The sequence below is a fragment of the Pseudoalteromonas sp. HL-AS1 genome (genome assembly GCF_031198785.1).
Classification (GTDB): Bacteria; Pseudomonadota; Gammaproteobacteria; order Enterobacterales; family Alteromonadaceae; genus Pseudoalteromonas; species Pseudoalteromonas distincta.
This window is the reverse complement of sequence record NZ_CP133569.1, coordinates 3,100,212-3,125,130: the sequence shown is the minus strand read 5'-3', so window position 1 is coordinate 3,125,130 and position 24,919 is coordinate 3,100,212. Positions and strand designations below refer to the sequence as shown.

The following is a 24,919-nucleotide window of genomic DNA, read 5'->3' as shown; positions in this document are numbered from 1 at the left end:
CCTAGGCTGATTAAATTTTGTGTTATTTATAGTTTCAATGTACCCTGTTTACTGTGTTATTTCGAGCGTCTCGATGCTTATTATTGATATCAATCAAGGAGATTATTGTGAATAAAAACCCCGGTTTTTACATTGTTATAGCGGCTATTTGTTTAAGTATAGGCTTAATTAGCTTAGGGTTTATTTTAAAAAGTACCGCTTTGAGTGTGAAAGGGATGGAACGTACTGTGCAGGTTAAGGGATTGGCCGAGCGAGAAGTAATAGCCGATACGGTAATTTGGCCTCTGCAATTTAGTGATGCCGACAATAACCTTGAAAAATTAGTAAGCCGAGTTGAGAAAAAAAATGATGCGGTAACTGCTTTTTTAAAACTCCATGGTTTTGACAACGATGAAATAACAATAGGTAGCCAGTCAGTTATTGATAAGCAAGCACGTGAATACAGTAATGAAAATCAACAATTTAGATACATAGTGCGCTCAAATATTATTGTTTATTCTGCTGCGCCAGATAAAGTGCAAAACGCGCTGAGTAAAGTAAGCCAGCTTGCTAAACAAGATATCGCAATAGTGCAAGATAGCTACGAAACAAAAGTTGAATACATCTTTACTGGCCTCAATGATGTAAAGCCTGCGATGGTGCAAGAAGCAACTGAAAAAGCGCGTGAAGTCGCTAATAAATTTGCTAAAGACTCTAATTCAAAATTAGGCAAAATAAAAACAGCTCGCCAAGGGCAATTTAGTATCAGTAATCGAGATTCAAACACACCGCAAATAAAAAATATAAGAGTGGTAACCAGTGTTGAATATTACTTAAATGACTAGGGCCTGTTGACCTTTCAGAATTAAAATTTGTTCAATCTAGGTGCGATTTAATCGCGGCGTGAGGTTTGTAACCTAGCGGGCTAAGTAAAAACCGAGCTAAGCTTCCGCGTCCTGCTCACGCCCCTTACCTACATCCATGTCATAGGTAGGTACTTAAGAAAAACATTAAGTACAGCCTTAAAAATTTGGTTCTACCCCATACTGAAATACTCCTGTTTTTCGATCGCGTTTGGGGTGTGCCCTAGCTGCATTTTTCCTCAGAAAGTCAAATGCTCCATTAACTGCATTTAACAATCCTTTCCTATGCTTCCTAATAATCGCTGTTAATATGGCAATCCACCAAACACCCGTTGTTTTTGCTACTGTCATTGTAGACATTTCAGTTTTAAATATCTTTTCAATACAGCCAGTTAAAAATCTTTTAAGCGTGGTTACTATTAAACTTACATAAATTAGCGCCTCTTGTAAGGTTGCGTTTGATGTTTGAAAGCCGCGTAAATTATTATAAGACTTACACTCCTTAAAAAGTAATTCAACCTGCCAGCGTAACCTATATAATTTGCCTATTTCAGTCGCTGTAAATTCATCAATAGATAAATTAGTGACTAAAAATGTATATTGTTTTTCTTTTTTTGACCAATACCCAACGACTCTTGTTAGCTTGTTTTTTATGCTAACATTCATATCAATAAGATCATTTTTAGGTAATTCGGGAAGCAATTCACATAACTTTGGGGAATGACTTCCTGTTAATTCCTGTCCATTTTGCTTAAAAGCATTATGTACTCTGACTGCTTTTAATCCCTTCGCTCTTAATACGTAAAATCCTCCTGCTTTATCTAATTCATGAATATAACTACCTGAATAATATCCTCTATCAGCAAGTAACAACTGTCCTTTCAACTCTTTAAATGTTGGAAGTTCTTCACGTTCAGAGTAACTGTCTGGTGTTATACCTGCTTTTTCAAAGCAACCTTGCGTTAAATTTAAAGTAGCATGCAATTCAATGGCTGCTGGACACGTATTTGAAAATCGCCCAGGAAAAACATCTTTTAAAGAACGATGAAGCATAATAGAACTACCGTCCTGAATTAAAATATTCTCAAACTTGAACAAATCTTTTTTAGTGTACTTAAGCGCATCATTTATCCAACAATTAAAAACTCTATTTGTTACCTCTCGCATTAGTTCAGCTAGTTCAGGTTTAACTAACTGGTTATGAAAAGGCTTATACTTAATAGACTGCCCTGTTAGCTGGTTATAAACTCTTAATATTTCGGATAAATAGATCGTTTTTTTATCCCCAAGCGCAGCAACAAGACTAACAACCATATGAAATGCGGTAATATTTCTTTCTCTTTTAGTAAATGCTACTTGTTTACCAAGTCGGTTCAGTTTTTTTTCACTTAGGATACTTTTTAACTTATTAATAAAAATGTTAGCATTCATTTGAAGCTCTTTTCTTGATTCTGTGGTTTGTGTGGTAACAACCATTTGATCATGAATTGAGCTTCAACTCAATTTCTTAAGATCTTACCTATGACATCCATGTAGGCAACAAAGAGTAAATAGCCCCTAGGCAGAACCCTTCGGCAGCGCATGTTTGGCATTTATTCCACGTTACCGCCTATTTATGGGAAATAACCACACTGCATAGGCTCTGCCTTGCCTAAATACCAAACATACTGCTGCAAATTTAACCTCGAAAGATAAACAGGCCCTAGGAAATAATATGTCAGAGTCTAAATATGGTCAGTTTGTACTGGCGCCCCGTTCGTATTTTTTCACTGCTATAGCGAGCGTAGTATTTGCGTTTATAGGCTTTAGTTATAATGCATGGCGGATGGAGGCAAGTGAAGATAACAACAATACACGCATTGCTAGCTTTCAAATTTTACAAGAACTAGCCGAGCTTGAGCTTATTGTATTTGCGGCACATTACGATAATAAAAAAATAGATGGCAGCCCTAGAAAAGGCTGGGTTAAAGTTAACTTAATTCATGACTTAAGCTACTTAGCCGTTGATAAAGTACATTTAAAAACAAAAGACTTACAAAAGGTCTGGCAAACAAATTGGCCAAATATGGTTGATCACCAAAGTGCTGCACAATCTATTACACATGCCATAGACAGTGTGCGTACAGAAGTTGTGAGTGAATTAAAGCGCCTTGATTAAGTGAGCAACTTGCGCCGTTGAGCGTTGCAAGTAAGCGGCGCTCAGTAAAATTGTGGTCTCGTTAACTTTTTGCCCTTTTATTACGTTGGCAAGCTGCTGTTTAGCGTTAGGATTTTGTTTTTGCTCTATTTCCATTAATGCTAACAAAGCTGAAAATTCATGCTTTACCGGTGTGCTAGGTTTATTTGCATAGGCTATGTAGCAGGCAACCGGTGTTAAGCCATGAGAGTTGGGCTGCGCCAGCGCTTTAGCTAACTCATCATTTGATTCAAACAACATCAAAGAGCGCACATAGTTAAATGGCAGCTTTGTCGCATCGGCATGCTTAAACACATTGTGCAGTACGTTATTTCCTTGTGTATCTTGTACTAAAAAGCCTTTATTTACTTTCAGCGCAGGGGTAAAAAAGCTCAATGCGTCAATATTAGTGAGTTGATTAATAAATGGAGAGGGCGCTGTGTTAGAGCTTAATATTCGCGTTGCTATGTTTTGCATAAAGTCATACTTAACACTCAACCGTTGGGCGCTGTCATATAAATGGTTAAGCTGCAAAGTTTGCTGAGCAGGGCTTAACTGCTTAAAGTCGTTATCGAGCTCATTTAACTGTTGCTTTGAAATACGCGCATTAAGTAGTTGTATGCTTAAATCCATTATTATTTCCAAAAATCTTTTTTACTACTATAAAACAAAAAAGGCCGCAAATGCGACCTTTCATATTTAAAGCAATTGTTTAAATTGGTTTTAAGCTTTTTTGCTTGCTACCCATTCATTAACAAAGTTCTCTAGTACATTTAGTGGTACAGGACCATTTTTAAGTACTACGTCGTGGAACTGGCGAATATCAAACTTATCACCCAGTTGCTTTTTAGCGTCTTCACGAAGCTCTAAAATCTTAAGCATACCCACTTTATAAGCCGTTGCTTGTGAAGGCATTACAATGTGACGCTCAACCATTTTAACACCGTCAGATGTTGCATTAGGCGTGTTATTTACGTAGTAATCAATACCTTCTTGACGAGTCCACTTCATCGCGTGAATACCCGTATCAACCACTAGACGACATGCGCGCCATAGCTCCATTGAAAGACGACCAAAATCTGAGTAAGGGTCTGAGTACATGCCCATTTCTTTAGGAATGAACTCTGAGTATAAACCCCAACCTTCAATATACGCTGTGTAACCACCAAATTTACGGAACTTAGGAACGCCTTCTAGCTCTTGCGAAATAGCGATTTGCATGTGGTGACCCGGAATACCTTCGTGGTAAGCAAGTGCTTCCATTTGATATGTTGGCATAGCTTCCATGTCATAAAGGTTAGCGTAGTAAATACCTGGGCGTGAACCATCTGGAGCTGGCTGTTGGTAAAATGCTTTGCCCGCTGCTTTTTCACGGAATGCTTCAACTGCTTTTACTTTTAAATCAGCTTTTGGTTTAACAATGAATAACTCATCTAAGCGTGTTTTCATTGTATCAATAAGTCCAGTGGCTTCATCAAGGTAGCGTTGCTTACCTTGTGCATCATTAGGGTAGTAAAATTGTTTGTCAGTTTTCATAAACTGCATAAACGCTTTTAAGTCGCCTTTAAAGCCTACTTTATCTTTAATTTCACGCATTTCATCATGAATACGTGTCACTTCAGATAAACCAATTGCATGAATTTCTTTAGCCGTTAAATCTGTTGTTGTAGTGCGCTTAAGTGCGTTGTTATAAAACGCTTCGCCATCTGGTAATTTCCATGCGCCATCGCGATCATCAGCACGTTTCTCAAGCTGCGCTAGGTAATTAATTAGCTTAGAGTAAGATGGTTTAACAGCCGATTTTAATGCATCTGATGCATCGCTGATTAACGAGTCTTTTTCGCCTTGGCCAATTTCAAGCGCTGTTACTTTTCGTTTAAAGTCAGCAAGCAATGTAGAATCATCGCCTTTTTCAAACGGTGCACCGTGAATAATGTTTTTGCTTGAATCAATAACATGCGGGAATACAAATTTAGGGGCTATGATGCCTTTTTCTGCACGTACAGTTAAATCAACGATAAGCTGATCAATAATACCAGTTACACCATTTAGGCGTGAAATGTAGTCTTTAGCTTCTTTTACATTACTAATTGAGTGCTGATTAATTAAAAACGCAGGGATCATAGAATGCGTACCAAACATTTGGTTCACAGGGTAATTATGGTAGCGCCATTTAAAGTCAGCAATTGAGCTTTCAAGATCCTGTTTTTTTAAGTCGTAGCTAACTTTTGTTGCATAATCTAATAAATCACGATTAATTGCTTTTAATGCAACTAGGTCAGCTTTTGTTTGTGCTAAATCTTTAAGCTTTCTTTCTTCGCTGCCATCGTCCCATTTATCGTAATCTTGCTTAATCCCCATGTATGTTTGATATACAGGGCTGCTCATTACATCGCGGTTAAATGTATCTTCAAAAAATGCATTGGCTTTGTCTATTTCACTTTGTTGTGATTGAACTGCTTGTGCAATAGGGGCTGAAGTAGATTGTTGTGTTGTTTGCTGGCAACCAGCAAGTAGTGCAACGCTTACTGCGGCCGCAATAAAAGTAAGTTTACGCATTGTTTTCCCTTTTGTTGTTAGAAACCCATTAGGGTGATTTATATTTATTAGTTTTATATTGTTGTGCAGTGCCTTAGCGCTACACAAACAATTCTAGCAGGTCATTTAAAAAGCGATGACCTTTTAAGGTTACCTGCCAATGGCTGTCTGTTTGAGTCAATAAACCTTTATTTATTGCTTGGTTTAATGCACTTTGCTGACTTTGCAGCGGCAGTGTTGTTAGTTTATTAAAATCATTAATTGGGCAAGACTCAACAAGGCGAAAGCGATTCATAAAAAATTCAAACGCTAAATCGTCCTGCTCTACATGCCAGCTTTTATACATATATGGTTTAATTAAATCCATATAGCCGCGTGGATGTTTAACCTTTTCGGTACGCGTTATAAGCCCTGTATTTGCATCAGTAACCTTACCATGCGCGCCACAGCCAATACCGAGATAATCGCCAAAACGCCAATAATTTAAGTTATGTTGGCATTGATAGCCCGGTTTTGCATAGCCCGATATTTCGTATTGCACGTAACCGGCTTGTGCGAGTAACTCAACCCCTTGTTCTTGAATGTCCCACAGTGTTTCGTCTTGTGGCAAGGTAGGGGGCTTTGAAGCAAACTGAGTATTGGGCTCAATAGTTAATTGATACCAAGATATATGCGGAGGATCGAGCGCTATTATTTGTTTTAAATCACTCAGAGCATCATCAAGTGTTTGCCCAGGTAAGCCATGCATTAAATCAAGATTAAAGCTATTTAAACCGGCTTCTTTAGCTTGTTGCGCAGCATAGTTTGCCTCGTCGCTGCCATGAATCCGACCAAGTGCTTTTAACTTGTCGTTTTGCATGCTTTGCACACCGATAGAAATACGGTTAATGCCTGCTTTTACGTAATCTTTAAAGCGACCTGTTTCTACTGTACCAGGGTTGGCTTCAAGGGTAATTTCGCAGTGTTCTTCAAGCCCAATTAGGTTGTCGACTTCATTTAATAATCGGGTATAAGCTGCACCAGTTAATAGGCTTGGCGTGCCGCCACCAATAAAAATGCTGTGAATTTTACGTCCTTGCACTAAGTGCAAATCTGCTTTTAAGTCATCAATTAAGTGTTGAACATATTCAGCTTCAGGTATTTCACCTTTTTGTCCGTGGCTATTAAAATCGCAGTACGGGCATTTTTGCACGCACCAAGGCACGTGCACATATAAGCTCAGTGGTGGAAGGTTCACAGGCCGCCTTTTTGCTGTAGTTCTAGTAATAATTTTTGCAGCGCTTGTCCGCGATGACTCACTGCATTTTTTTGCTCTTTTGTGAGCTCAGCACTGGTACAGTTTTGCTCTGCTACAAAAAACACTGGGTCGTAACCAAAGCCACCGTTACCATTTTGAGTGAGCGTAATTTCGCCTTCCCAACTCGCACTACAAATAAGAGGAGTGGGGTCATCTGCGTGGCGCATTAATACTAGTACACACCAAAAACGCGCACTACGAATAGGGTTATCACCTAAATCAACGAGTAACTTATCGATGTTATCTTGATCGCTAGCACCTGTGCCTGCAAAGCGGGCTGAATACACACCGGGCGCACCATTTAAGCCATCCACTTCCAAACCTGAGTCATCAGCAATAGCTGGCATGCCGGTAATTTTAGCGACATGGCGTGCTTTAATAATGGCATTTTCAACAAAGGTAGTGCCGGTTTCGGCAACTTCACTTACGTTAAAATCGCTCTGTGGAACTACATTAATATTCAAAGAGCTTAGCATGTTAGCGAGCTCTTTTACTTTGCCAGGATTACCTGTGGCAAGTACTAAAGTTTTGGTCATGTTATTAATCTACGTAAAATTTTTGCTGAAACTGTAATTTTTGAAATTGATTACTTTGCTGTATTTCAATTTCAAAGCGTAAAATTTCTTCGTTGGTGTAATCAACTTGGGCAAGGTAATAAATTGAATCACCTTCTTTTACTTCTTTAAAAGTAAGCGTTTGTTTGTTGCCAAGTAGGTTTTTAGCTGTGCCTGTAAGCTTTGCCGTTTGTGCTGTTTTATCGGCATCATTTTTTAATATAGAAATGTTTACAACCCCTTTGTAGCCACTGCGCTCAAGGTTGTATGCTTTTGCTATTTTTGGCTGAATAAAAGTAGAAGGAAAGGCGATGTAATGGACTTGCCAAGGGCCAAGCTCCTTGTATTGTGCGCCCTGCATTTCTTCGCTTTGCGCGTTAAATGCAAATGCTAAACAAGCAATAAAACAAAACTTAATTAAACGGTTCATTATGTATTCCTCAAAACATATAAAAAAGAGGCCTTTGGGCCTCTAATTAAAAAATCCATATTAGACTAAAAAATCCATAAGCAGCATTTGCAAAAACTGAATACCAATAATAAGCACTAAAACTGATAAATCTAAGCCACCCATTGATGGCAATATTTTACGAATTGGTTTTAGCATTGGTTCAGTAAGCTGGTGGAAAACCGCTTCTATAGGGTTATAGCCTTGGCTAACCCAACTTAAAATAGCGCGAATAATAAGTACCCAAAATACTAACTTAAGGCCTTCTTTTAGTACCGTTATAAGTGCTTGAATAAGCACAGGCTGTATTGCCCACGCATTATATATAACAAGCATTAAAGTACTAATTTTGGCTACAGCCACTATAAATGCCAGCAACAGAGATGCTAGATCAAGTCCGCCAAACCCCGGAATGATTTTACGCAGTGGTTTTACCGCAAACGACGTGGCTTTAACCACAAACTGGCTCATTGGATTATAAAAGTCGGCTTTTGCCCACTGCAGCCAAAAGCGCAGTAATACCACCATTAAAAACAAATCAAACAGGGTACTGATTAAAAATTGCATGGCATTCATAGTGTAACCTTCAATAAAAAGTGGTTTTAAAGTTCTTTTTCCATTTGCTCTGCACGCGCAATACACGCATCCATTGCATCGCCAACGGTTTTAGTTAAGCCTTCATCTTTTAAGTGCTCAACAGCTGCGTGAGTAGTACCGCCTTTAGATGTTACGTTTGAACGTAGTTGCGAAATACTAATATCAGGCTGGCTAAGTGCCATTTCGGCAGCGCCAAGGGCTGTTTGTTGCACTAAACGTCGAGCATCTTCATCGTTAAAGCCCAGCGCTTTAGCTTTTTCTTCTATGGCTTCCATAAATAAGAAAAAGTAAGCAGGTGATGAGCCGGTTACAGCAATAATATCGTTAATTTGTGACTCTTTTTCCACCCATACAACAATGCCCGTGCATTCAAAAACTTGTTGTACAAATTCGTGTTCGCTTTGTGTTTCGCCCGCACCATATAAACCTGATACTCCGCGACCTAATAAAGATGGCGTGTTTGGCATGCAACGTACCATTTTAACGTCTTGGCCTAGCATTTCACGCAAACGTTTTACAGTTAAGCCCGCAGCAACAGAAATAAACAGTTTATCGCTAAAGTCTACGCCTGACTCTTGAAACGATTTACATAAATCGCCCATCATTTGTGGTTTAACAGACAAAACAATTACATCAGCATCGCGCAGGGCTTCGTTATTGTCACTGGTGGTTTGCACCTTGAAATCAAATGCTACCTTTTCAAGCTTTTCTTGGTTGCGGTTAGTCGCAATTATGTTACTTGCGTTAAAGCCGTTTTTTACCATGCCACCAATAATGGCGTAGCTCATATTACCTGTGCCTATAAATGCGATTTTTTTATCTGACATAAATCTGTTATCACCTTTTAAGTTCGTGTTCCAAAAATGTCTGTGCCGATCCTTACCATGGTTGAGCCTGCGCTAATGGCAGCTTCAACATCGTTACTCATACCCATCGACAAAGTATCTACTTGAGGATATTGGGTCTTTAGTTTATCAAAGCAAGTTTGTAATTGCTCAAAAGATTGAATTTGCGTATCCAGTTTGTCGCTTTTAGCGGGAATTGCCATTAAACCTCGAAGTGTTAAGTGCTCACATTGGTTAATAAAATTGGCAAGTTCATCTATTTCATCACGGCGGCAACCTGACTTTGCTTCCTCATTACTTATATTTACTTGAATAAGTATATTAAGAGGTGGTTTATCGTCTGGGCGCTGGGAATCTAATCGCTTTGCTATTTTTATGCGATCAACACTTTGCACCCAATCAAAGTTAGCAGCTACTAATGCACTTTTATTTGATTGAATAGGGCCAATGAAATGCCAAATGATGTCGCTATATGACTGTAGTTGAGCTATTTTATCTATAGCCTCTTGAACATAAGATTCACCAAATTCGCGCTGACCATGCTCATAAGCTGCAATAATATCTTCGCTTGGTTTAGTTTTAGACACTGCTAGTAGAGTAACTTCGTTAGTGTTTCGCTGTGTGTTTTTTGCCGCGTCTGCAATTCTAGCGTAGGCGGATGTGAGTCGTTCTGCTATTGTAACCATATATTTATCAGTTAGTTGTGGAGTCATAAATGGATATTACCGAATTATTAGCGTTTAGTGTGCAACACAAAGCATCCGATTTACATTTATCGTCGGGTGTTTCACCTATGATACGCGTAGACGGTGATGTTCGCCGCATTAACATACCAGCCCTTGCAGACAAAGACGTAAACAGTCTGGTTTACGATATTATGAACGATAATCAACGCAAGGACTACGAACAAAACCTCGAAGTGGATTTTTCGTTTGAAGTGCCTAATTTAGCACGTTTTCGTGTGAATGCGTTTAACTCTAATCGCGGGCCTGCTGCGGTATTTCGTACCATACCAAGTGAAGTGTTAACGCTTGATGATTTAGGTGCGCCAGATATTTTTAAAACAATCTCTGATACCCCACGTGGACTCGTGTTAGTAACAGGGCCAACGGGTTCAGGTAAATCAACAACACTTGCCGCTATGGTCGATTATATAAATCAAAATAAACATCACCATATTCTAACAATAGAAGATCCAATCGAGTTTGTTCACGATAATAAATTAAGTTTAATTAACCAACGTGAAGTTCACCGCGATACACATAGCTTTTCAAACGCGCTACGTAGTGCATTGCGTGAAGACCCTGATGTAATACTTGTGGGTGAGTTACGTGATTTAGAAACAATTCGTCTTGCAATGACCGCTGCCGAAACGGGTCACTTAGTGTTTGGCACGCTACATACAACATCTGCACCAAAAACTATTGACCGTATTATTGATGTATTCCCAGGTGAAGAAAAAGCTATGGTGCGCTCAATGTTATCTGAATCTTTACGTGCGGTAATTTCACAAACACTGCTTAAAAAAATTGGTGGTGGGCGTGTTGCAGCACACGAAATTATGATTGCAGTTCCTGCTATTCGTAACTTAATTCGTGAAGATAAAATTGCACAAATGTATTCATCTATTCAAACCGGCGCGTCTGTAGGCATGCAAACAATGGATCAGTGCTTAACTAATTTAGTTAATCGCGGGATCATCACTACTGCAGCAGCGAAAGAAAAAGCGCAAGACAAAACACAATTTGGTGGGTAAGAAACTATTATGGCTTTATCTTTAAACGACTTTTTACTCATCATGATTGAGAAAAAGGGTTCTGACCTATTTGTATCGAGTCAGTTACCTGTAAGTGCAAAAATAAACGGCGAGCTAATAGCTCTCAGTGACGATAGACTTACTGATGAACAATCGCTTGAGTTAGTAGAATCTGCAATGAGCGAAAAGCAAAAAGCAGAGTTTCATACAACGAAAGAATGTAACTTTGCGATTGCTACCGACGAAGGGCGTTTTCGTATTTCTGCATTTTGGCAGCGCGATAGAGCAGGCATGGTTATTCGCCGTATTGTGACGCAAATTCCTGATGTAAGTGATTTAGGTCTGCCATCTACGCTGACAGATGTAATTATGTCTAAACGCGGTCTTGTCTTGTTTGTAGGTGGTACAGGTACGGGTAAGTCGACCTCACTAGCTGCACTTATTGGTTATCGAAACCGTAACCAACGAGGTCATATACTGACCATTGAAGATCCGATTGAGTTTGTTCATGAGCATCGTAAAAGTATTATTACTCAGCGCGAAGTAGGGCTTGATACAGAAAGCTTTGAGTCGGCACTTAAAAGCTCATTACGCCAAGCGCCAGATGTTATTTTGATTGGTGAAATTCGCTCGCAAGAAACCATGGAATACGCACTAAGCTTTGCCGAAACCGGGCACCTATGTGTTGCAACACTACATGCTAATAACGCCAACCAAGCAATAGACCGTATCATGCATTTAGTTCCAAAAGAAAAACACGATAAGCTTAAATATGACTTAGCACTTAACTTACGCGCCATTGTTGCCCAGCAATTAGTACCGACTGCTGATGGTGAAAGCCGTGTTGCAGCTATTGAAATATTGCTTAACTCACCAATGGTCGCTGAACTGATAAAAAATGGTGATATTGGCGGAATTAAAGAGGCAATGGCTAAGTCGAAAGAAATGGGCATGCAAACCTTTGACCAAGCGTTATTTGAGTTGTACAGACAGCAGCGAATTAACTACGCTGATGCACTGCACCATGCTGACTCGCCAAATGATTTACGCTTAATGATAAAACTGCGCAATAACGAACAACAAGGTGCGGGCTTTTTACAGGGCGTTACTATTGATGGCCTTGATGATAAAAATAGGGATCAATAATTTAAAAGTAATCAATAAAAAAGCGCCAATTGGCTAATGCCAGTCAGTTAAGCTGACTGGCATTTTTCTTTTTATGGGGATACTTAGATGGTTTTGGCTTAACCCATCGGGGATATCTTCTATCCTCTCGTCTAGCTGGAAGCTTAAATAAGACCAGTGTATTGAGTAAGTGCTGCCAGTGTATTGGAATGTTTCCTGGACTCATTATAGATACTGACGAGAAATACTGAATGACAGCCATCGAACTGCTAGAGAAACTAAGCTGGTTAGGCCATATCCCTGTAACTGTCGCCGCCATCGTCATTATTCTTCGTATTAAATTATAGGCGAGTAACACGCCCCATAGCTCCTGACGCACCATGTCTGGACGCTTGCTTCTTAAATGGTATGCGCTATCAAGCATGGTTTGTTTGATTTCTCTAAACCCAAGTTCTATCTCCCAACGATGACAATATAATTCAACAATTTCATTACCTGGATAACGCAATCTATCCGTCATCGAGGTTAATATACGGTAGCTTTTGCCCTTTATTGTTTTGCTGATTAATCTCGCTTTAATCGTTTCAGGAACATCGGGAAAGTTTTTTTGTGCATGCTTTGTGGTTTTCAATTCAATGATATGGTCATTTTTACCCGCGCTGGAGATGATTTCATACTGTAAGTCGGGCCTTGCTGGTATCAGCCAGTGCCTCATCTCCCCAGTTTGGTGCCAACGGTTTAACAGGCCTAAAGAATAATATCCTTTATCAAACATAGTCAGTGAATTATCTGGTGTACGTTCAATTAAACGCTCAGCTAATTTCATCTCGTTGGTTTTATAGTTATCAAACTCGCTACTGAGAAGTTGATGGCTGGTCAATTCCATATGACAAACCATGCGTATTTGAGGAAAGGCTGTATCACCGTATTGGTTGCTACCTGAAGAGAAGGCTTTACGATTATCAGGCGTGTCGGCTGTTCGCCACACAACACCGTCAACAGCTAATAGGTTCAAACCATTCCATGTTTCGAATGACTGTTGCTTATACATTGATTGAGCAGATTTATTGAAAACGTGTTTAACGGAATCATCACCTAACCTTTGTCTCGCCTGTACCATCGCACTTGGAGCAACGAGTTGGTTCTTGCCAGGTAACATGATATCTAGCTTATTAGCGATATTCCAAACTGATTCTTTTCGAAACAATGCCATGCCAATAACTGACCACAAAACGGCTTCAAGCGGTAACCTTCGCTTACGAACGGTTGCAATCCCAGCTTGTTGAAAACCTTGTTCAATGATTTCAGGGTCAAGAATTTCTGATAATTTTTCAAAGGTATGGTATCGGCTGCTTTCTTCAAGTGTTGCTTGCAGTGCTTGTTCTATATTCACAAAAAAATCCGTAGTTAGTTTCCTAACTACGGATTTTGCATGATCGTTTGGATCGGTCAACCGGTCATTTTCTTAACTGATCGGCATTAGCCAATTGGCGCTTTTTTTATTTGTATAAAGGGTTATTTATATAGCCAGTTTATTCACCGTAACTAGATTCAAAAAAGCTTTCTAAAATAATAACCGCAGACATATTATCTACGTTACCTTTACCTAAGTTTTTATAGCCGCCACTTTCAAAAAGTCGCGCTTTAGCGTCCGCTGTCGTTAAGCGCTCATCCTGTGTTTGCACAGGAATGCCATAATGATTATGCAATCTGTTGGCAAACTTTTTTGCTTTAAAGGTAACCTCTTGTGATGTTCCATCCATATTTAGTGGTAAACCAACAACCATTAAGTCAGGCTGCCACTCGGCTACTTGTACGGCGATATGGTCCCAATTAGGAATACCATCTTGTGCTTTTACAGCCTTAAGGCTAGACGCACTGCCGGTTAACTCTTGCCCAATAGCAATACCAATACTTTTGGTGCCAAAGTCAAAGCCCATTACAGTGCGTTCGCCTTGCGGCTTAAGCGATTTTTTTGTCATGTGTATCTTGTTTAAGTTTGCTAAGGGTTAGTTACTATTATGCGTGACCAGCTTCAGGGCTGAGTTGGCTAATATCAAAGCCCAACATTGAAACTGCTTTTTCCCATCGTTTTTCAACGGGGGTATCAAAAATGATCTTCGGATCGGCTTCTATGATCAACCAGCTGTTATCAAGTAACTCTTGTTCGAGTTGTCCTTGCTCCCACCCTGAATAACCAAGTGTAATAATAAACTGCTCTGGTGCTTGTGCAGTGGTTAAGTTTGCTAGAACGTCTTTTGAGGTAGTGATCATAATATCGCTACTGAGTTTTTGACTTGCTGAATAACCCGATTGGGGAGAGTGCAGTACAAAACCACGGTCAGTTTTAACGGGTCCACCTGCAAACACAGTTACTTTTGCTGCGTTTTGCGTTTTGTCGTTATCAATTTCTATTTTATCTAAAAGTTCGCCAACAGTAACATCAATAGGTTGGTTTATTACCAAGCCCATAGCCCCATCTTCATTGTGCTCACAAATATAGGTAACAGCACGTTTAAAAAAAGGGTCTTGCATTGACGGCATCGCGATTAAAAAATGATTTTCTAATGACTGCATAGATTTCACCCTTTTTAGTTAATGAACTTTGAGTATGGCACATACCTTTGTTTTTAAAACTAAAAAAGCACTTTCATACGGTTTAAAAATTAATAATCAACAATTATATTAAGATTTATAACACGAAAGCGCTTTTTAATAACGACAGGTAGGTGCCTATTTAGCTAACTTTCTTTCAATGGCATCAAACAAAATACCTGTGATAGAAATGTCATAAGCCGCTTCAATTTCGCGTACGCACGTTGGTGCTGTTACGTTAATCTCCGTTAATTTATCGCCAATGATATCTAAACCTACAAATATTAAGCCTTTTTCTTTAAGTGTTGGTGCAACAGCTTGCGCTATTTTTAAATCTGATTCGCTAAGCGGACGCGCTTCGCCTCGACCGCCTGCAGCCAAATTACCGCGTGTTTCACCATTTTGTGGAATACGTGCTAAACAATACGGAATCACTTCGCCATCAATAACCAATACGCGCTTATCGCCTTGTTTGATCTCTGGGATGTAATTTTGCACCATAGCAAAGCGACTGCCATGCTCAGTTAGTGTTTCACAAATTACACCAATGTTGGCATCGTCTTCTCTAAGGCGAAAAATAGATGCGCCACCCATGCCATCAAGCGGCTTTAAAATAATGTCTTTATGCTGTGCTAAAAATTCACGAATTTGTTTTTGGCTACGTGTAACAAGTGTGTCTGGCGTATGCTCGCTAAACCATGCTGTAAACAGCTTTTCGTTAGCATCGCGAAGGCTTTGTGGCTTGTTAATTATTAACGTACCTTCTTGTTCAGCACGCTCTAAAATATACGTCGCGTAAATGTATTCAGTATCAAAAGGAGGGTCTTTACGCATTAAAATTACGTCAAGATCGGCAAGGGCTATAGTGGCTTTTTCTTCAAGCTCATACCATTTTTCTGCATTATTAAACACTTGCGCTTTAGACGCTGTAGCGTACGACTTGCCTTTACGAAGAGATAAATCGTCCATCTCCATATAATGAATTTCGTAGCCACGTTCTTGCGCTTGCATCATCATTGCAAAACCGGTGTCTTTTTTGATGTTAAATCCACTAATAGGATCTGAAATAATACCTAACTTAATTGCCATGCGCTGTGCCTTACTATAAATGTTACTGTTTATATGAGGGTGCTTTTAGTTATTTCAATTAGCTAAATCGCCAAATTGAAGTTGTAATGCACTTAAGACCGTTAAAGCGGCTGTTTCCGTTCGTAAAACGCGCGGGCCTAAGCGAATATCTACAAACTCTAGTTGTTTGGTTAGTGCCATTTCATCGTCGGTAAAGCCACCTTCGGGGCCTACTAAAAAGCGTACGCCATCTTTAGGTACCGTAATGGTTTTAATGCTGTGCTCAGCACGAGGGTGAAGAGTGAGCTTAATTGCATCGGTTTGTTGTGCAAGCCATTGTTTTAAATCTATAGGTGGGTGAATAATTGGCACAAAATTACGCCCTGACTGCTCAGCCGCAGCAATTGCAATTTTTTGCCATTGTTGGTGTTTTTTCTCAAGACGATCGCCCATTAGTTTCACACCACAGCGTTGACTAAAAATAGGGGTGATTTCGGTAATACCTAGTTCAACTGACTTTTGAATTGTAAAATCCATTTTATCACCACGGGATACACACTGACCTAAATGAATTTTAAGTGGAGATTCTACATCGTGAGGGTTAAGTTCTAATGGCATTACGACGACTGTTTTTTTTGTTACCTCAATTATTTCACTAAGGTATTCGCCACCTTCGCCATTAAAAATAGATACATGCTCGCTTACTTTCATGCGCAGCACTCTGCCAATATGCCCTGCAGCATCGTCATCTAAAGTTACAGGGGTGTTTAGGGCAATACTCGATGTTTGATAAATATGAGGAACTCGCATAGAGCGTCACTTACTACATAGCGTAAAATATATATTGCTATGGTAAGTAAGCTGGGGGCTGTGCGCAATTATTTTTTTTATTAAGTTGTTCGGCGAGATCTATTAAATCTTGTGGGGTATGCGCTATATCGTGATGATTTTGCGAAGGTTCCGTTAACGTCTCATCGGTAACCCGGCTTAGTGTATAGTCTGTATCATCAAGATTTATTAAAAAGCGTTCTTTATGCAATGAGTTATAAATAAAGCGTTGCTTATCACTTGCGAGTAAATAATCGGTGCTATTGAAAGGGACCCCGTGTAAATCGTGATGATCTTTTAAGTAATTAATTAACTCAGAAACGCTTATTTCGTTTTCAAGATCGCAATAACTATAGTCTTTAATAAGCTCGTCAAACATCATTTTTACTAATTGGCGGGTATTACTCCCTGCAGCAATAAGTGTACTCGCTTTTGTTATGCCATTACTATTTACATAGTATTCGGCAAATGCGCGGCTAAATTCGTTGTCTATGTCAATTAACAAATAGTTCGTTATTTCAGGCGGCATAGAGCTAGGACCTTGTTGCATCTAAGTAATTACCATTATTACTTAAATGCAGACGTTTTAATTGCTGTATTTTCAGTAAAAAAGATCTAAAGAGAAAACATACTAATAAGTAAATAACCTATAGCACAAAAAACAGCAAATTCTATGCATGCTACCCCAATATTATCTTGATGGTCTATTTCAAGAGCCGTATCAATATTTGGTAAAGAGATAACTTTTATCACATACGTTAAGCCGTAAAGTAGTATCCACATTACACCGCAATGCATTACAAGTGTAAATATGTTTTCAACCATTTTACCGTTTTGAAATGCTGCGCTAGATAAACCAGCATATACAGCCAACGCTAAGCCAATTGATTTTCCAGCATATCTTATACCAATAGATGTATTTTCTAGGTTAAAGTTACTTTGTAGTGACGCACCTTGGTTTGCTTTTGCAAAACGGTGTTCTCGTATTTTGCTATCAAGTGCAAACATCCCCTGAAGTGTAAAAAAGCTAACGCAAGCAATAAGTAAGTTGCTAAACCCTTGGGTGTGCGTCCACGTGTACAAGCCCAGAGCAATAATACAGTTAGCGATTAACATTCCTGAGTCTACCAATGCAGCACATACATTTTGTTTTAGTATGGCAGCTTCTTCATTAAATCTGTGGAGTATCCATTTTCTGTGAATTAAATGGCCCACTTTTATAAAAGTGAATAAGAGAACAATAATAATTAACACTTTTAACGGGTTTGACTGTGCAGTGCTTACGCTTATTTCGTCAAATAAAAAGGCTATAGTGGCTATAACAACCGATATTTCAGATGCAAAACTAATACCCATGGCAAAGTTGTCGTGTTGCGCTAACTCATCTTTAAGTGCTTGTTTTGCTTTGATTTGAGTGACAACTCGTAAACAAAAAATAGTTATGCAAATAACCGCAAAACTAATGGCAATCGCAATAAAACTAGTGTTAGATAAAGACAAATATGACATGGTGATCCTAATTAAGTTAACCTTTCTAGGTTTTAATCATTCTAGTACGGTTATTGATGATATAAAAGAGAGGATTGATGAGTAACGTAAAGCAACTTCCTATTCAATTACAAAAACTTGGCTTGATGCGCTTTGAACAGTTATACCCGCAGCAAAGTAAACAAAGTGAAGTTGTAAGGTTATTAGCATTAAGCGACTTTGCTTGGCGCAGTTTAGAGTCACAACCTGATTTAAATACCTGGCTATTATGCAAAGACGAAATACAAAATAGAGTAATAGATTCTCCTTTTAAAAACCTGAATTTAGCTGACCTTGATGAAGCACAGTGTCATAAAGTACTTCGTCAATATCGTGAAAAGTACTGGCTTAAAGTCGCCTTTTTAGATTTATGCTGTAATAACCCCATTGCCGATAGTATTAATTATATAAGCCAACTGGCTGACATGCTAATTAATAGCGCCAACCAATGGGCGCATGCACAGGTGGCAAAAGTAAATGGTGAACCGCTTGATGAGCAAAACCAAGCAATGCCGCTAATGGTATTGGGGATGGGGAAGCTTGGCGGACAGGAGCTAAATTATTCCTCTGATATTGATCTTATTTTTGCGTATCCGCGCAGCACAAAAACCCAAGGTGGCCGCAGAAGCCTTGAGGCCCAAGTGTTTTATACCAAAGTTGCACAAAAACTGATTGCAGCACTTAACCAAGCCACCGGTGATGGGCAAGTATTTAGAGTAGACATGCGGTTGCGTCCGTTTGGCGAAAGCGGCCCTTTGGTTATGAGCTTTAATGCCATTGAAGATTACTACCAAGAACAAGGGCGCGACTGGGAACGCTTCGCCATGTTAAAAGGGCGCTTAATTGGCACGCCTAATAAATATTGGGATGAATTTATTAAGCTTTTAAAGCCGTTTGTTTACCGCCGATATATTGATTTTTCGGTGATTGAATCCTTGCGTAAAATGAAGTTAATGATTGCACAAGAAGTGCGCCGTAAACGCTTAACTAATAATATAAAGCTCGGTGCAGGTGGTATTCGTGAAGTTGAATTTATAGTGCAAGCCCTGCAAATGGTTCGAGGTGGGCGAGAGGCTAATTTACAAACCCAATCTTTACTCAAAGCATTAAATGAGTTGGCACTTAACCAAGTTATAGATGAGCAAGAAGCAAGCGAGCTTAAGCGCAATTACCTTTATTTGCGAAAAGTTGAGCAGTACCTTCAAATATTTGACGATCAGCAAACGCAAACACTCCCTGATGATGAATTGAATCAGCAGCGCTTAAATTTATTATTAGAACAAGCTGATTTCTCTGCCACTTTAAACACTATAGAAAAGGTGATGAAGCAGGTTAACGGTGAGTTTGCACTTGTGATTGGCGAGGAAACTGCGCCACTTGATACCTGTGAAGGCGCATTTATTAGTGCTTGGGATCATGGTGATGTGAGCTTTTTAAAAGAGGCCAGAGATGAATGGCAAGCACCCCTTAACGATTTTAAATTAAGGCTGTCTAAGGTAAATATAGGTAACCGAGGGCGTGACACTCTTGATAAGTTAATGCCTGTTTTACTAAATCAATTAAATGACTTTAATGCCAGTGCAGCAGCTTTCACAATGGTTTGCCAAATTTTTAATAAGATAATTTCGCGTACTGCCTATTTAGAATTGCTTTACGAAAACCAAGGTGCATTAAAGCAACTTGTTTTACTGTGTTGTCATAGCAAATGGATAGGGGAGCATATTTCTCGCTACCCCATATTACTTGATGAACTAATAGACCCCGCAGTTCTTTATAAGCCGACCCCGCTCACAGCGTATAAAGATGAAATAAGACAGTATTTTTTACGAATAGAGCATGACGATTTAGAACTGCAAATGGAGTCGCTTAGGCAATTTAAGCAAACTCATCAATTACGAATTGCTGCCGCCGATGCAACCGGTGTTCTTGATGTAATGAAAGTAAGCGATCATTTAACCGTACTGGCAGAGGCGATTGTTGACCAAGCCGTTAATATTGCATGGCATAACACTGTTAAGCGCTTTGGGATGCCCCCTGGCACAGATGATGAGAATAAAGGTTTTGCTGTTATTGCATATGGTAAAACAGGTGGTTTAGAAGTCGGGTACGACTCAGATCTAGATTTGGTGTTTGTGCATAATCATGATGGCTCAAGCCTAACTAATGGTGAAAAACAGATAGATTCTCGTCAGTTTTATTTAAAGCTCGCTCAGCGCCTAATGCATTTATTTAATACTCGTACTGCTTCAGGTATTTTGTATGAGCTTGATACACGACTTCGCCCTGAAGGTGCATCGGGTTTACTGGCTATCAATTTAGAGAGCTTTAATCACTATCAGCAAACTCAAGCATGGACGTGGGAGCATCAAGCACTTGTTCGGGCTCGATTAATTTTAGGTCAAAACGATCTGATAGATCGTTTTTCACAAATTCGTAAAAATATACTTTGCCAGCAGCGCGATGATACCGTGCTAAAAGCTGATGTAATAAAAATGCGCGAAAAAATGCGCGACCATCTAGCGAAGGGAAATATTGATCAATTTGATTTAAAACAAGATGTTGGTGGCATGGCTGATATTGAGTTTATTACGCAATATTTAGTACTTAAACACGCAAACGAGTTTGAACAGCTTACAGTTTACTCAGACAACGTAAGAATATTAACGGATGCGGCAAATATAGGTTGTATTACTAAAGAGCAAAAGCAGCAGTTGATAAAAGCGTATATTGATTACCGCTCGTGTTATCACGTATTGAGCTTGGAGCAAAAAGGCAAATTGATCCCGCGAGAAACGTTTTTACAAGATATTACTAACGTAACTAATATTTGGAATAGTATTTTTGAATTGAATTGAATTGAATTGAATTGAATTGAATTGAATTGAAAAACCCAAGCGCTTGCTTGGGTTTTTGTATGTGTAAACCCTTAAACCTTTAGTTTTAAACAGTTTGTACGTACAAATTCTGATGGTAACTCGGTAATAACCGCTGCTCTTTGTTTATGGCAAAAGTAAGTATAAACCTCATGCTCAAAGTCATCATTTATAGCGCGTCCAATTTGGTACAGTGCTGAAGTAAAGTTACTGTCTACTCTAAAATGATCTTTAACTACGTAATCTTTACTTAAGTACCAGTAGAGCTCAATTCCCTCGTTTTTAGCATATTGATTAAGTACATCTTTAAGGGTTGTGCCATTTTCAAAGCGCCTAGGTTCAACCTCTCCAGTCCAAGTGGTCGGCATTGGATCTACTGTTCGCGCACGTTCAGCCAATACTCTATCCAAGGTTTGTTCTGGTGTTTTAAGTTTTAAAACAAATTGATCTCGTTCTTTATTACTTTTTACTTGGTTACGAATGGAGGAGTAAAAGCGTGATAGTCCTTCGGCGGCTGCATTTTTAGATTTTTTAATATCAAATACAGAACCATCACCCACTAAAAAGTATACGGCGAGTGCTATTAGCACGGCTGCAAATGATAAATGTCTAATCCAAAACCACATGATTATTACCCACCTTATTTGTTCCTATTATTGTTATACCATTACTTTTTGTAAAAAGAAGGGGTATTCTTATCCGGTCGAGTTTTAAAGCGACGGTGTAGCCACATGTATTGTTCAGGAGCTGCATTTATACATAGCTCTACGCGTTGATTAACGCGTGTTACATCAGCTTTATCATCACCACTTGGGAAGTTTTCAAGCTCAGGCACTACCTCTAAATGATACTTACCATTTTCGTCACGGCGCGAGATTAAGCTCATAGTTTCGCAGTTTTTACTGCCAGCAAACATAAGAGTACCTGTTGTCGTTGCTGTGTCAGGGACTGCGTAAAATGGCACAAACTCACAGCGGTTACGGCCGTAATCTTGGTCAGGTAAGTAATAGCATACTTTTTTATTTTTTAATGATTTTAGTAAGCCTTTTACATCTTTCCTGCCAATTAAGTATTCGTTAGAACGAAGGCGGCCATTAGTTGTAAAGTATTCCATTAGAGCGTTGTTATGAGGGCGATAAAAGCCTAAACCTTGGCATTTTAATCCCATTACACGACTTGCCATTTCAAGATGCAAAATGTGGGGAACAAGTAATAAAACACCTTTACCAGATGCCTGTACGCGCTCAAAATGCTCCAAACCTTTGATTGAGCCATATACACTTTTTACTCGCCACTGCGGCCACCACCAAGCCATGCCTGTTTCAACCATTGCAATGCCGGTGTTTTCCATATTTTTTAGTACAAGTTTTTTTTGATCTGCTTCGCTCATATCAGGAAAACACAGTTTAATGTTTACTTCTGCAATATGGCGGCGGCGTTTCATAAATTTATGGACTAAGCGGCCAAGTTGTTTACCCATTGCCAGCTGTAGTTTTTGTGGCAACCAAGAAATCAAATATAGAAATAAAACGCCAACCCACGTTAACCAGTATCGAGGGCCTAAAAAAGATGCTTTAAAAGGAGATGAAGTGACCACAAAAATCTCTCTGAGAATAAAAACGATAGTTTAACGCTAAGCGCTATAAAATACAAAAAGCCAGCTACATGCTGGCTTTGAATAAATCTATATTATGTTTAGCTGTAAAAGTTAAGCTGATTTTAAACCTTGGTTTATAGCAACTAAATCTTCACTTGTTAGTGTACCCGCAGCTTGTTTTAAGCGAAGGGTAGATAACACATAACGGTAGCGCACATCAGCAAGGTTACGTTTTGCATCGTATAAATTTTGCGTACTCACTAGTACGTCAACAATGGTACGAGTACCTACTTCAAAACCGGCTTCAGTTGCTTTAAGGGCACTTTGAGCTGAAACAACCGCTTGCTCTAGCGCTTTGTAAGTCGCAATATCTGAAACAACTTGGTTGTAAGAAGTAATGACAGTACGTGTAACTGCACGGTAGTTTGTTTCGTAATCTTGGCTAGCACCTACGTAAAACGCACGGGCCTGATTTGTTGCAGCAACTGTTGCACCACCTGAATACAAAGGCACGCTAAAGTTAAGCCCAACAGAGCTTGAGTCTGAACGTGGTTGATCATCAAAATTAGCGCCATTTATTTGAGTGTCTGTAAGAGAGTCACCATAATTTGCACTTAGAGTTAGTTTTGGATAATGGCCTGCTTTTGCTAATTCAATTTGATCTTTTGCAATATCAACCGTTACTTTAGACACCTGCAGGTTGATATTTTTATCTTCAGCTACTTTAACAAAGTCGCTTGAGCGCTTAGTTGGTTTAGTTGTTGAGAAAGTATCTGTATTTAAAAAATCTAATTTTTCGTGGTATTTACCTGTAATCTCACGAAGCTGCTCGCGTGCTGTTTCTACAGCATTACCTGCAATAATTTCTTGAGCTACCGAGTTATCAAACTGAGCTTGCGCTTCGTGTACGTCTGTAATAGCTGTTAAGCCTACCGCATAACGTTGTTTTGTTTGCTCAAGCTGACGTTCAATTGCACGTTTTTCAGCTTCGACAAATTCAAGGTTATCGCTGGCACTTAATACGTTAAAATAACCCTCAGCAACGCGTACAATTAAGTTTTGTTTAGCTGCATCGTATAGGCCGCTTGCTTGAAGTGCTTGCTTGTCGGCAATATCTAACGTATTCCAGGCACCTAAATCAAATAATGTTTGGCTTAAACTTACACCACGAGAGAATTGGTCTGTGTCACTTTCAACTTTTACTTGGTTAGATAAGTCGCCAACGCTTTGGTACGACGTTGCATCGCTTTTTGTATAACCCATGGTTAAACCAATTTGAGGTAGTAGTGCACTCATCGCCAAATCGCTTTGGTAAGACTGTGCATCAGCTTGGGCTTTGGCTTTTAAAACAGTAGGATCGTTAGCTGTCGCTATTTCAAAAACTTGTAGTAAATCTTCAGCTTTCACTGCTGTTGCACCTAGTGCGCATGATAAACTAACTAGCGCCGCAAGAATGTTCTTTTTCATGTGGGGTTCGGTCCTTAGACAATTTTTGTACTAAAAGCATGTTAACCTGTTTTACTCCATAACAAAAAAAATAATTAGTAAAACAGTATGTTCAAGTGTAACAGAATATATTAACGCATTTTAAAGCTTTAGATAAGTAGGAGGTAGGTACGTGGTTGATAAAAAGCTCGTTCAGTTTACACATAAAGATGTAAATCTAAAGCCAATAAAAAACCTTTATAAAGGTTTTTTTCAGGTTGATTTATACCAGTTTGAACATGCTCTTTTTGCGGGTGGAAAATCAGAGCTAATTAGCCGAGAAATATTAGAACGTGGCGATGCAATTGCAGTACTGCCTTACGACCCAATATCAGATACTGTTCTTTTAATTGAGCAAATACGTATTGGCGCTATTAAAAGTAAGCATTCGCCGTGGCTACTAGAATGTATAGCCGGAATGACTGACGGCAGTACGGATTACGAATCAGTTGTAAAAAAAGAAGCGTATGAAGAAGCAGGGCTTGAATTAACCGAGCTTGAATTTATGCTCTCATACCTATCAAGCCCAGGTGGAACAACTGAGCGCTTACACTTATATTTAGCACGTGCTGATTTAAGCCAAGTAGAATCAGGTGTATATGGTCTTGAAACTGAAGGCGAGGATATAAAAACTCATATTTTATCGGTTGATGATGCGCTAATGCGCCTCAATAACGGTGAAATGGATAATGCGGCAACGGTTATTTGTATGCAGTGGCTTGCGCTAAATCGCGAAAAAATGGCAAGCAAATGGGCATAAACTCTTAC

The 24,919-nt window shown here is 39.2% G+C and carries 25 protein-coding genes; 6 read left to right on the top strand and 19 right to left on the bottom strand.

The annotated features are described in order from the left end of the window. The first annotated feature begins 107 nt into the window (after nt 1–107). Nucleotides 108–824 (top strand): SIMPL domain-containing protein, encoded by a 717-nt coding sequence (locus RB214_RS14505; protein ID WP_165744511.1) that lies wholly within the window; start codon nt 108–110, stop codon nt 822–824. 177 nt (nt 825–1,001) lie between these two features. Here RB214_RS14505 and RB214_RS14500 read toward each other — a convergent pair whose 3' ends face one another. Continuing rightward, complete coding sequence (locus RB214_RS14500) at nt 1,002–2,273, bottom strand: IS4 family transposase (RefSeq protein WP_309167444.1); 1,272 nt, start codon at nt 2,271–2,273, stop codon at nt 1,002–1,004. Between the two features lie 283 nt (nt 2,274–2,556). Here RB214_RS14500 and RB214_RS14495 point away from each other — a divergent pair, with 283 nt between their 5' ends. Next, complete coding sequence (locus RB214_RS14495) at nt 2,557–3,000, top strand: hypothetical protein (protein WP_309167654.1); 444 nt, start codon at nt 2,557–2,559, stop codon at nt 2,998–3,000. Here RB214_RS14495 and RB214_RS14490 read toward each other — a convergent pair. The 8 genes from RB214_RS14490 to RB214_RS14455 form a co-directional block, all read right to left on the bottom strand. Further along, entirely contained in the window at nt 2,983–3,651 is a 669-nt protein-coding gene (locus RB214_RS14490) for a hypothetical protein (RefSeq protein ID WP_002962577.1), read from the bottom strand. The two genes, RB214_RS14495 and RB214_RS14490, sit on opposite strands and share 18 nt — an antisense overlap. A 90-nt stretch (nt 3,652–3,741) precedes the next feature. After that, complete coding sequence (locus tag RB214_RS14485; protein WP_309167653.1) at nt 3,742–5,577, bottom strand: DUF885 domain-containing protein; 1,836 nt, start codon at nt 5,575–5,577, stop codon at nt 3,742–3,744. Between the two features lie 79 nt (nt 5,578–5,656). Then, nucleotides 5,657–6,793, bottom strand: a complete 1,137-nt coding sequence (gene hemW, locus RB214_RS14480) for a radical SAM family heme chaperone HemW (protein WP_309167652.1) — start codon at nt 6,791–6,793, stop codon at nt 5,657–5,659. Next, the gene (locus RB214_RS14475; RefSeq protein WP_309167651.1) at nt 6,790–7,389 is read right to left on the bottom strand and encodes an XTP/dITP diphosphatase; all 600 of its coding nucleotides are present in this window, start codon (nt 7,387–7,389) and stop codon (nt 6,790–6,792) included. Before RB214_RS14475 ends, hemW begins: the two co-directional genes overlap by 4 nt. 4 nt (nt 7,390–7,393) lie before the next feature. Continuing rightward, complete coding sequence (locus RB214_RS14470) at nt 7,394–7,837, bottom strand: DUF4426 domain-containing protein (protein ID WP_309167650.1); 444 nt, start codon at nt 7,835–7,837, stop codon at nt 7,394–7,396. A gap of 60 nt (nt 7,838–7,897) precedes the next feature. Beyond that, complete coding sequence (locus RB214_RS14465) at nt 7,898–8,431, bottom strand: YggT family protein (protein WP_309167649.1); 534 nt, start codon at nt 8,429–8,431, stop codon at nt 7,898–7,900. A gap of 26 nt (nt 8,432–8,457) precedes the next feature. Then, nucleotides 8,458–9,279 (bottom strand): pyrroline-5-carboxylate reductase, encoded by an 822-nt coding sequence (gene proC / locus RB214_RS14460; protein ID WP_002962567.1) that lies wholly within the window; start codon nt 9,277–9,279, stop codon nt 8,458–8,460. A 17-nt stretch (nt 9,280–9,296) separates the two neighbouring features. Beyond that, on the bottom strand, nt 9,297–10,010 hold the full coding sequence (locus RB214_RS14455; RefSeq protein WP_182196817.1) for a YggS family pyridoxal phosphate-dependent enzyme: 714 nt from the start codon (nt 10,008–10,010) through the stop codon (nt 9,297–9,299). A 2-nt stretch (nt 10,011–10,012) separates the two neighbouring features. On the opposite strand from RB214_RS14455, the gene RB214_RS14450 reads away from it, so the two are divergent. Both RB214_RS14450 and RB214_RS14445 read left to right on the top strand, forming a co-directional pair. Continuing rightward, nucleotides 10,013–11,053, top strand: coding sequence for a type IV pilus twitching motility protein PilT (locus tag RB214_RS14450; protein WP_309167648.1), 1,041 nt, complete (start codon nt 10,013–10,015; stop codon nt 11,051–11,053). Nucleotides 11,054–11,062: 9 nt separating this feature from the next. After that, the gene (locus RB214_RS14445) at nt 11,063–12,199 is read left to right on the top strand and encodes a PilT/PilU family type 4a pilus ATPase (protein WP_309167647.1); all 1,137 of its coding nucleotides are present in this window, start codon (nt 11,063–11,065) and stop codon (nt 12,197–12,199) included. 43 nt (nt 12,200–12,242) lie between these two features. On the opposite strand, the gene RB214_RS14440 is transcribed toward RB214_RS14445, so the two are convergent. From RB214_RS14440 to RB214_RS14410, 7 genes are all read right to left on the bottom strand, one after another. Continuing rightward, entirely contained in the window at nt 12,243–13,571 is a 1,329-nt protein-coding gene (locus RB214_RS14440) for an IS4 family transposase (RefSeq protein ID WP_375144327.1), read from the bottom strand. A gap of 139 nt (nt 13,572–13,710) precedes the next feature. Further along, nucleotides 13,711–14,160, bottom strand: a complete 450-nt coding sequence (ruvX, locus tag RB214_RS14435) for a Holliday junction resolvase RuvX (protein ID WP_002961947.1) — start codon at nt 14,158–14,160, stop codon at nt 13,711–13,713. 37 nt (nt 14,161–14,197) lie between these two features. Next, complete coding sequence (locus tag RB214_RS14430; RefSeq protein ID WP_309167646.1) at nt 14,198–14,755, bottom strand: YqgE/AlgH family protein; 558 nt, start codon at nt 14,753–14,755, stop codon at nt 14,198–14,200. A 156-nt stretch (nt 14,756–14,911) separates the two neighbouring features. Further along, nucleotides 14,912–15,862 (bottom strand): glutathione synthase, encoded by a 951-nt coding sequence (gshB, locus tag RB214_RS14425; protein ID WP_309167645.1) that lies wholly within the window; start codon nt 15,860–15,862, stop codon nt 14,912–14,914. Between the two features lie 54 nt (nt 15,863–15,916). Beyond that, on the bottom strand, nt 15,917–16,651 hold the full coding sequence (rsmE, locus tag RB214_RS14420; RefSeq protein WP_309167644.1) for a 16S rRNA (uracil(1498)-N(3))-methyltransferase: 735 nt from the start codon (nt 16,649–16,651) through the stop codon (nt 15,917–15,919). Between the two features lie 37 nt (nt 16,652–16,688). Then, on the bottom strand, nt 16,689–17,219 hold the full coding sequence (locus tag RB214_RS14415; RefSeq protein ID WP_309167643.1) for a hypothetical protein: 531 nt from the start codon (nt 17,217–17,219) through the stop codon (nt 16,689–16,691). Between the two features lie 65 nt (nt 17,220–17,284). After that, nucleotides 17,285–18,178: a hypothetical protein gene (locus RB214_RS14410; protein ID WP_002961952.1), complete on the bottom strand. Its 894-nt coding sequence runs from the start codon at nt 18,176–18,178 to the stop codon at nt 17,285–17,287. 77 nt (nt 18,179–18,255) lie between these two features. Between RB214_RS14410 and glnE the strand changes: the two genes are divergently transcribed. Continuing rightward, entirely contained in the window at nt 18,256–21,051 is a 2,796-nt protein-coding gene (gene glnE, locus RB214_RS14405; protein WP_309167642.1) for a bifunctional [glutamate--ammonia ligase]-adenylyl-L-tyrosine phosphorylase/[glutamate--ammonia-ligase] adenylyltransferase, read from the top strand. Nucleotides 21,052–21,122: 71 nt separating this feature from the next. Here the strand turns inward: glnE and RB214_RS14400 are convergent, their stop codons facing one another. The 3 genes from RB214_RS14400 to tolC all read right to left on the bottom strand — a co-directional run bounded on the left by RB214_RS14400 (nt 21,123) and on the right by tolC (nt 24,133). Next, nucleotides 21,123–21,695 (bottom strand): toxin co-regulated pilus biosynthesis Q family protein, encoded by a 573-nt coding sequence (locus RB214_RS14400; RefSeq protein WP_024596226.1) that lies wholly within the window; start codon nt 21,693–21,695, stop codon nt 21,123–21,125. 41 nt (nt 21,696–21,736) lie between these two features. Then, nucleotides 21,737–22,666, bottom strand: coding sequence for an LpxL/LpxP family Kdo(2)-lipid IV(A) lauroyl/palmitoleoyl acyltransferase (gene lpxL / locus RB214_RS14395; protein ID WP_149593920.1), 930 nt, complete (start codon nt 22,664–22,666; stop codon nt 21,737–21,739). Between the two features lie 111 nt (nt 22,667–22,777). Beyond that, the gene (gene tolC / locus RB214_RS14390) at nt 22,778–24,133 is read right to left on the bottom strand and encodes an outer membrane channel protein TolC (protein ID WP_309167641.1); all 1,356 of its coding nucleotides are present in this window, start codon (nt 24,131–24,133) and stop codon (nt 22,778–22,780) included. Nucleotides 24,134–24,284: 151 nt separating this feature from the next. Between tolC and RB214_RS14385 the strand changes: the two genes are divergently transcribed. After that, complete coding sequence (locus RB214_RS14385) at nt 24,285–24,911, top strand: NUDIX domain-containing protein (protein ID WP_165743891.1); 627 nt, start codon at nt 24,285–24,287, stop codon at nt 24,909–24,911. Nucleotides 24,912–24,919: the final 8 nt, after the last annotated feature.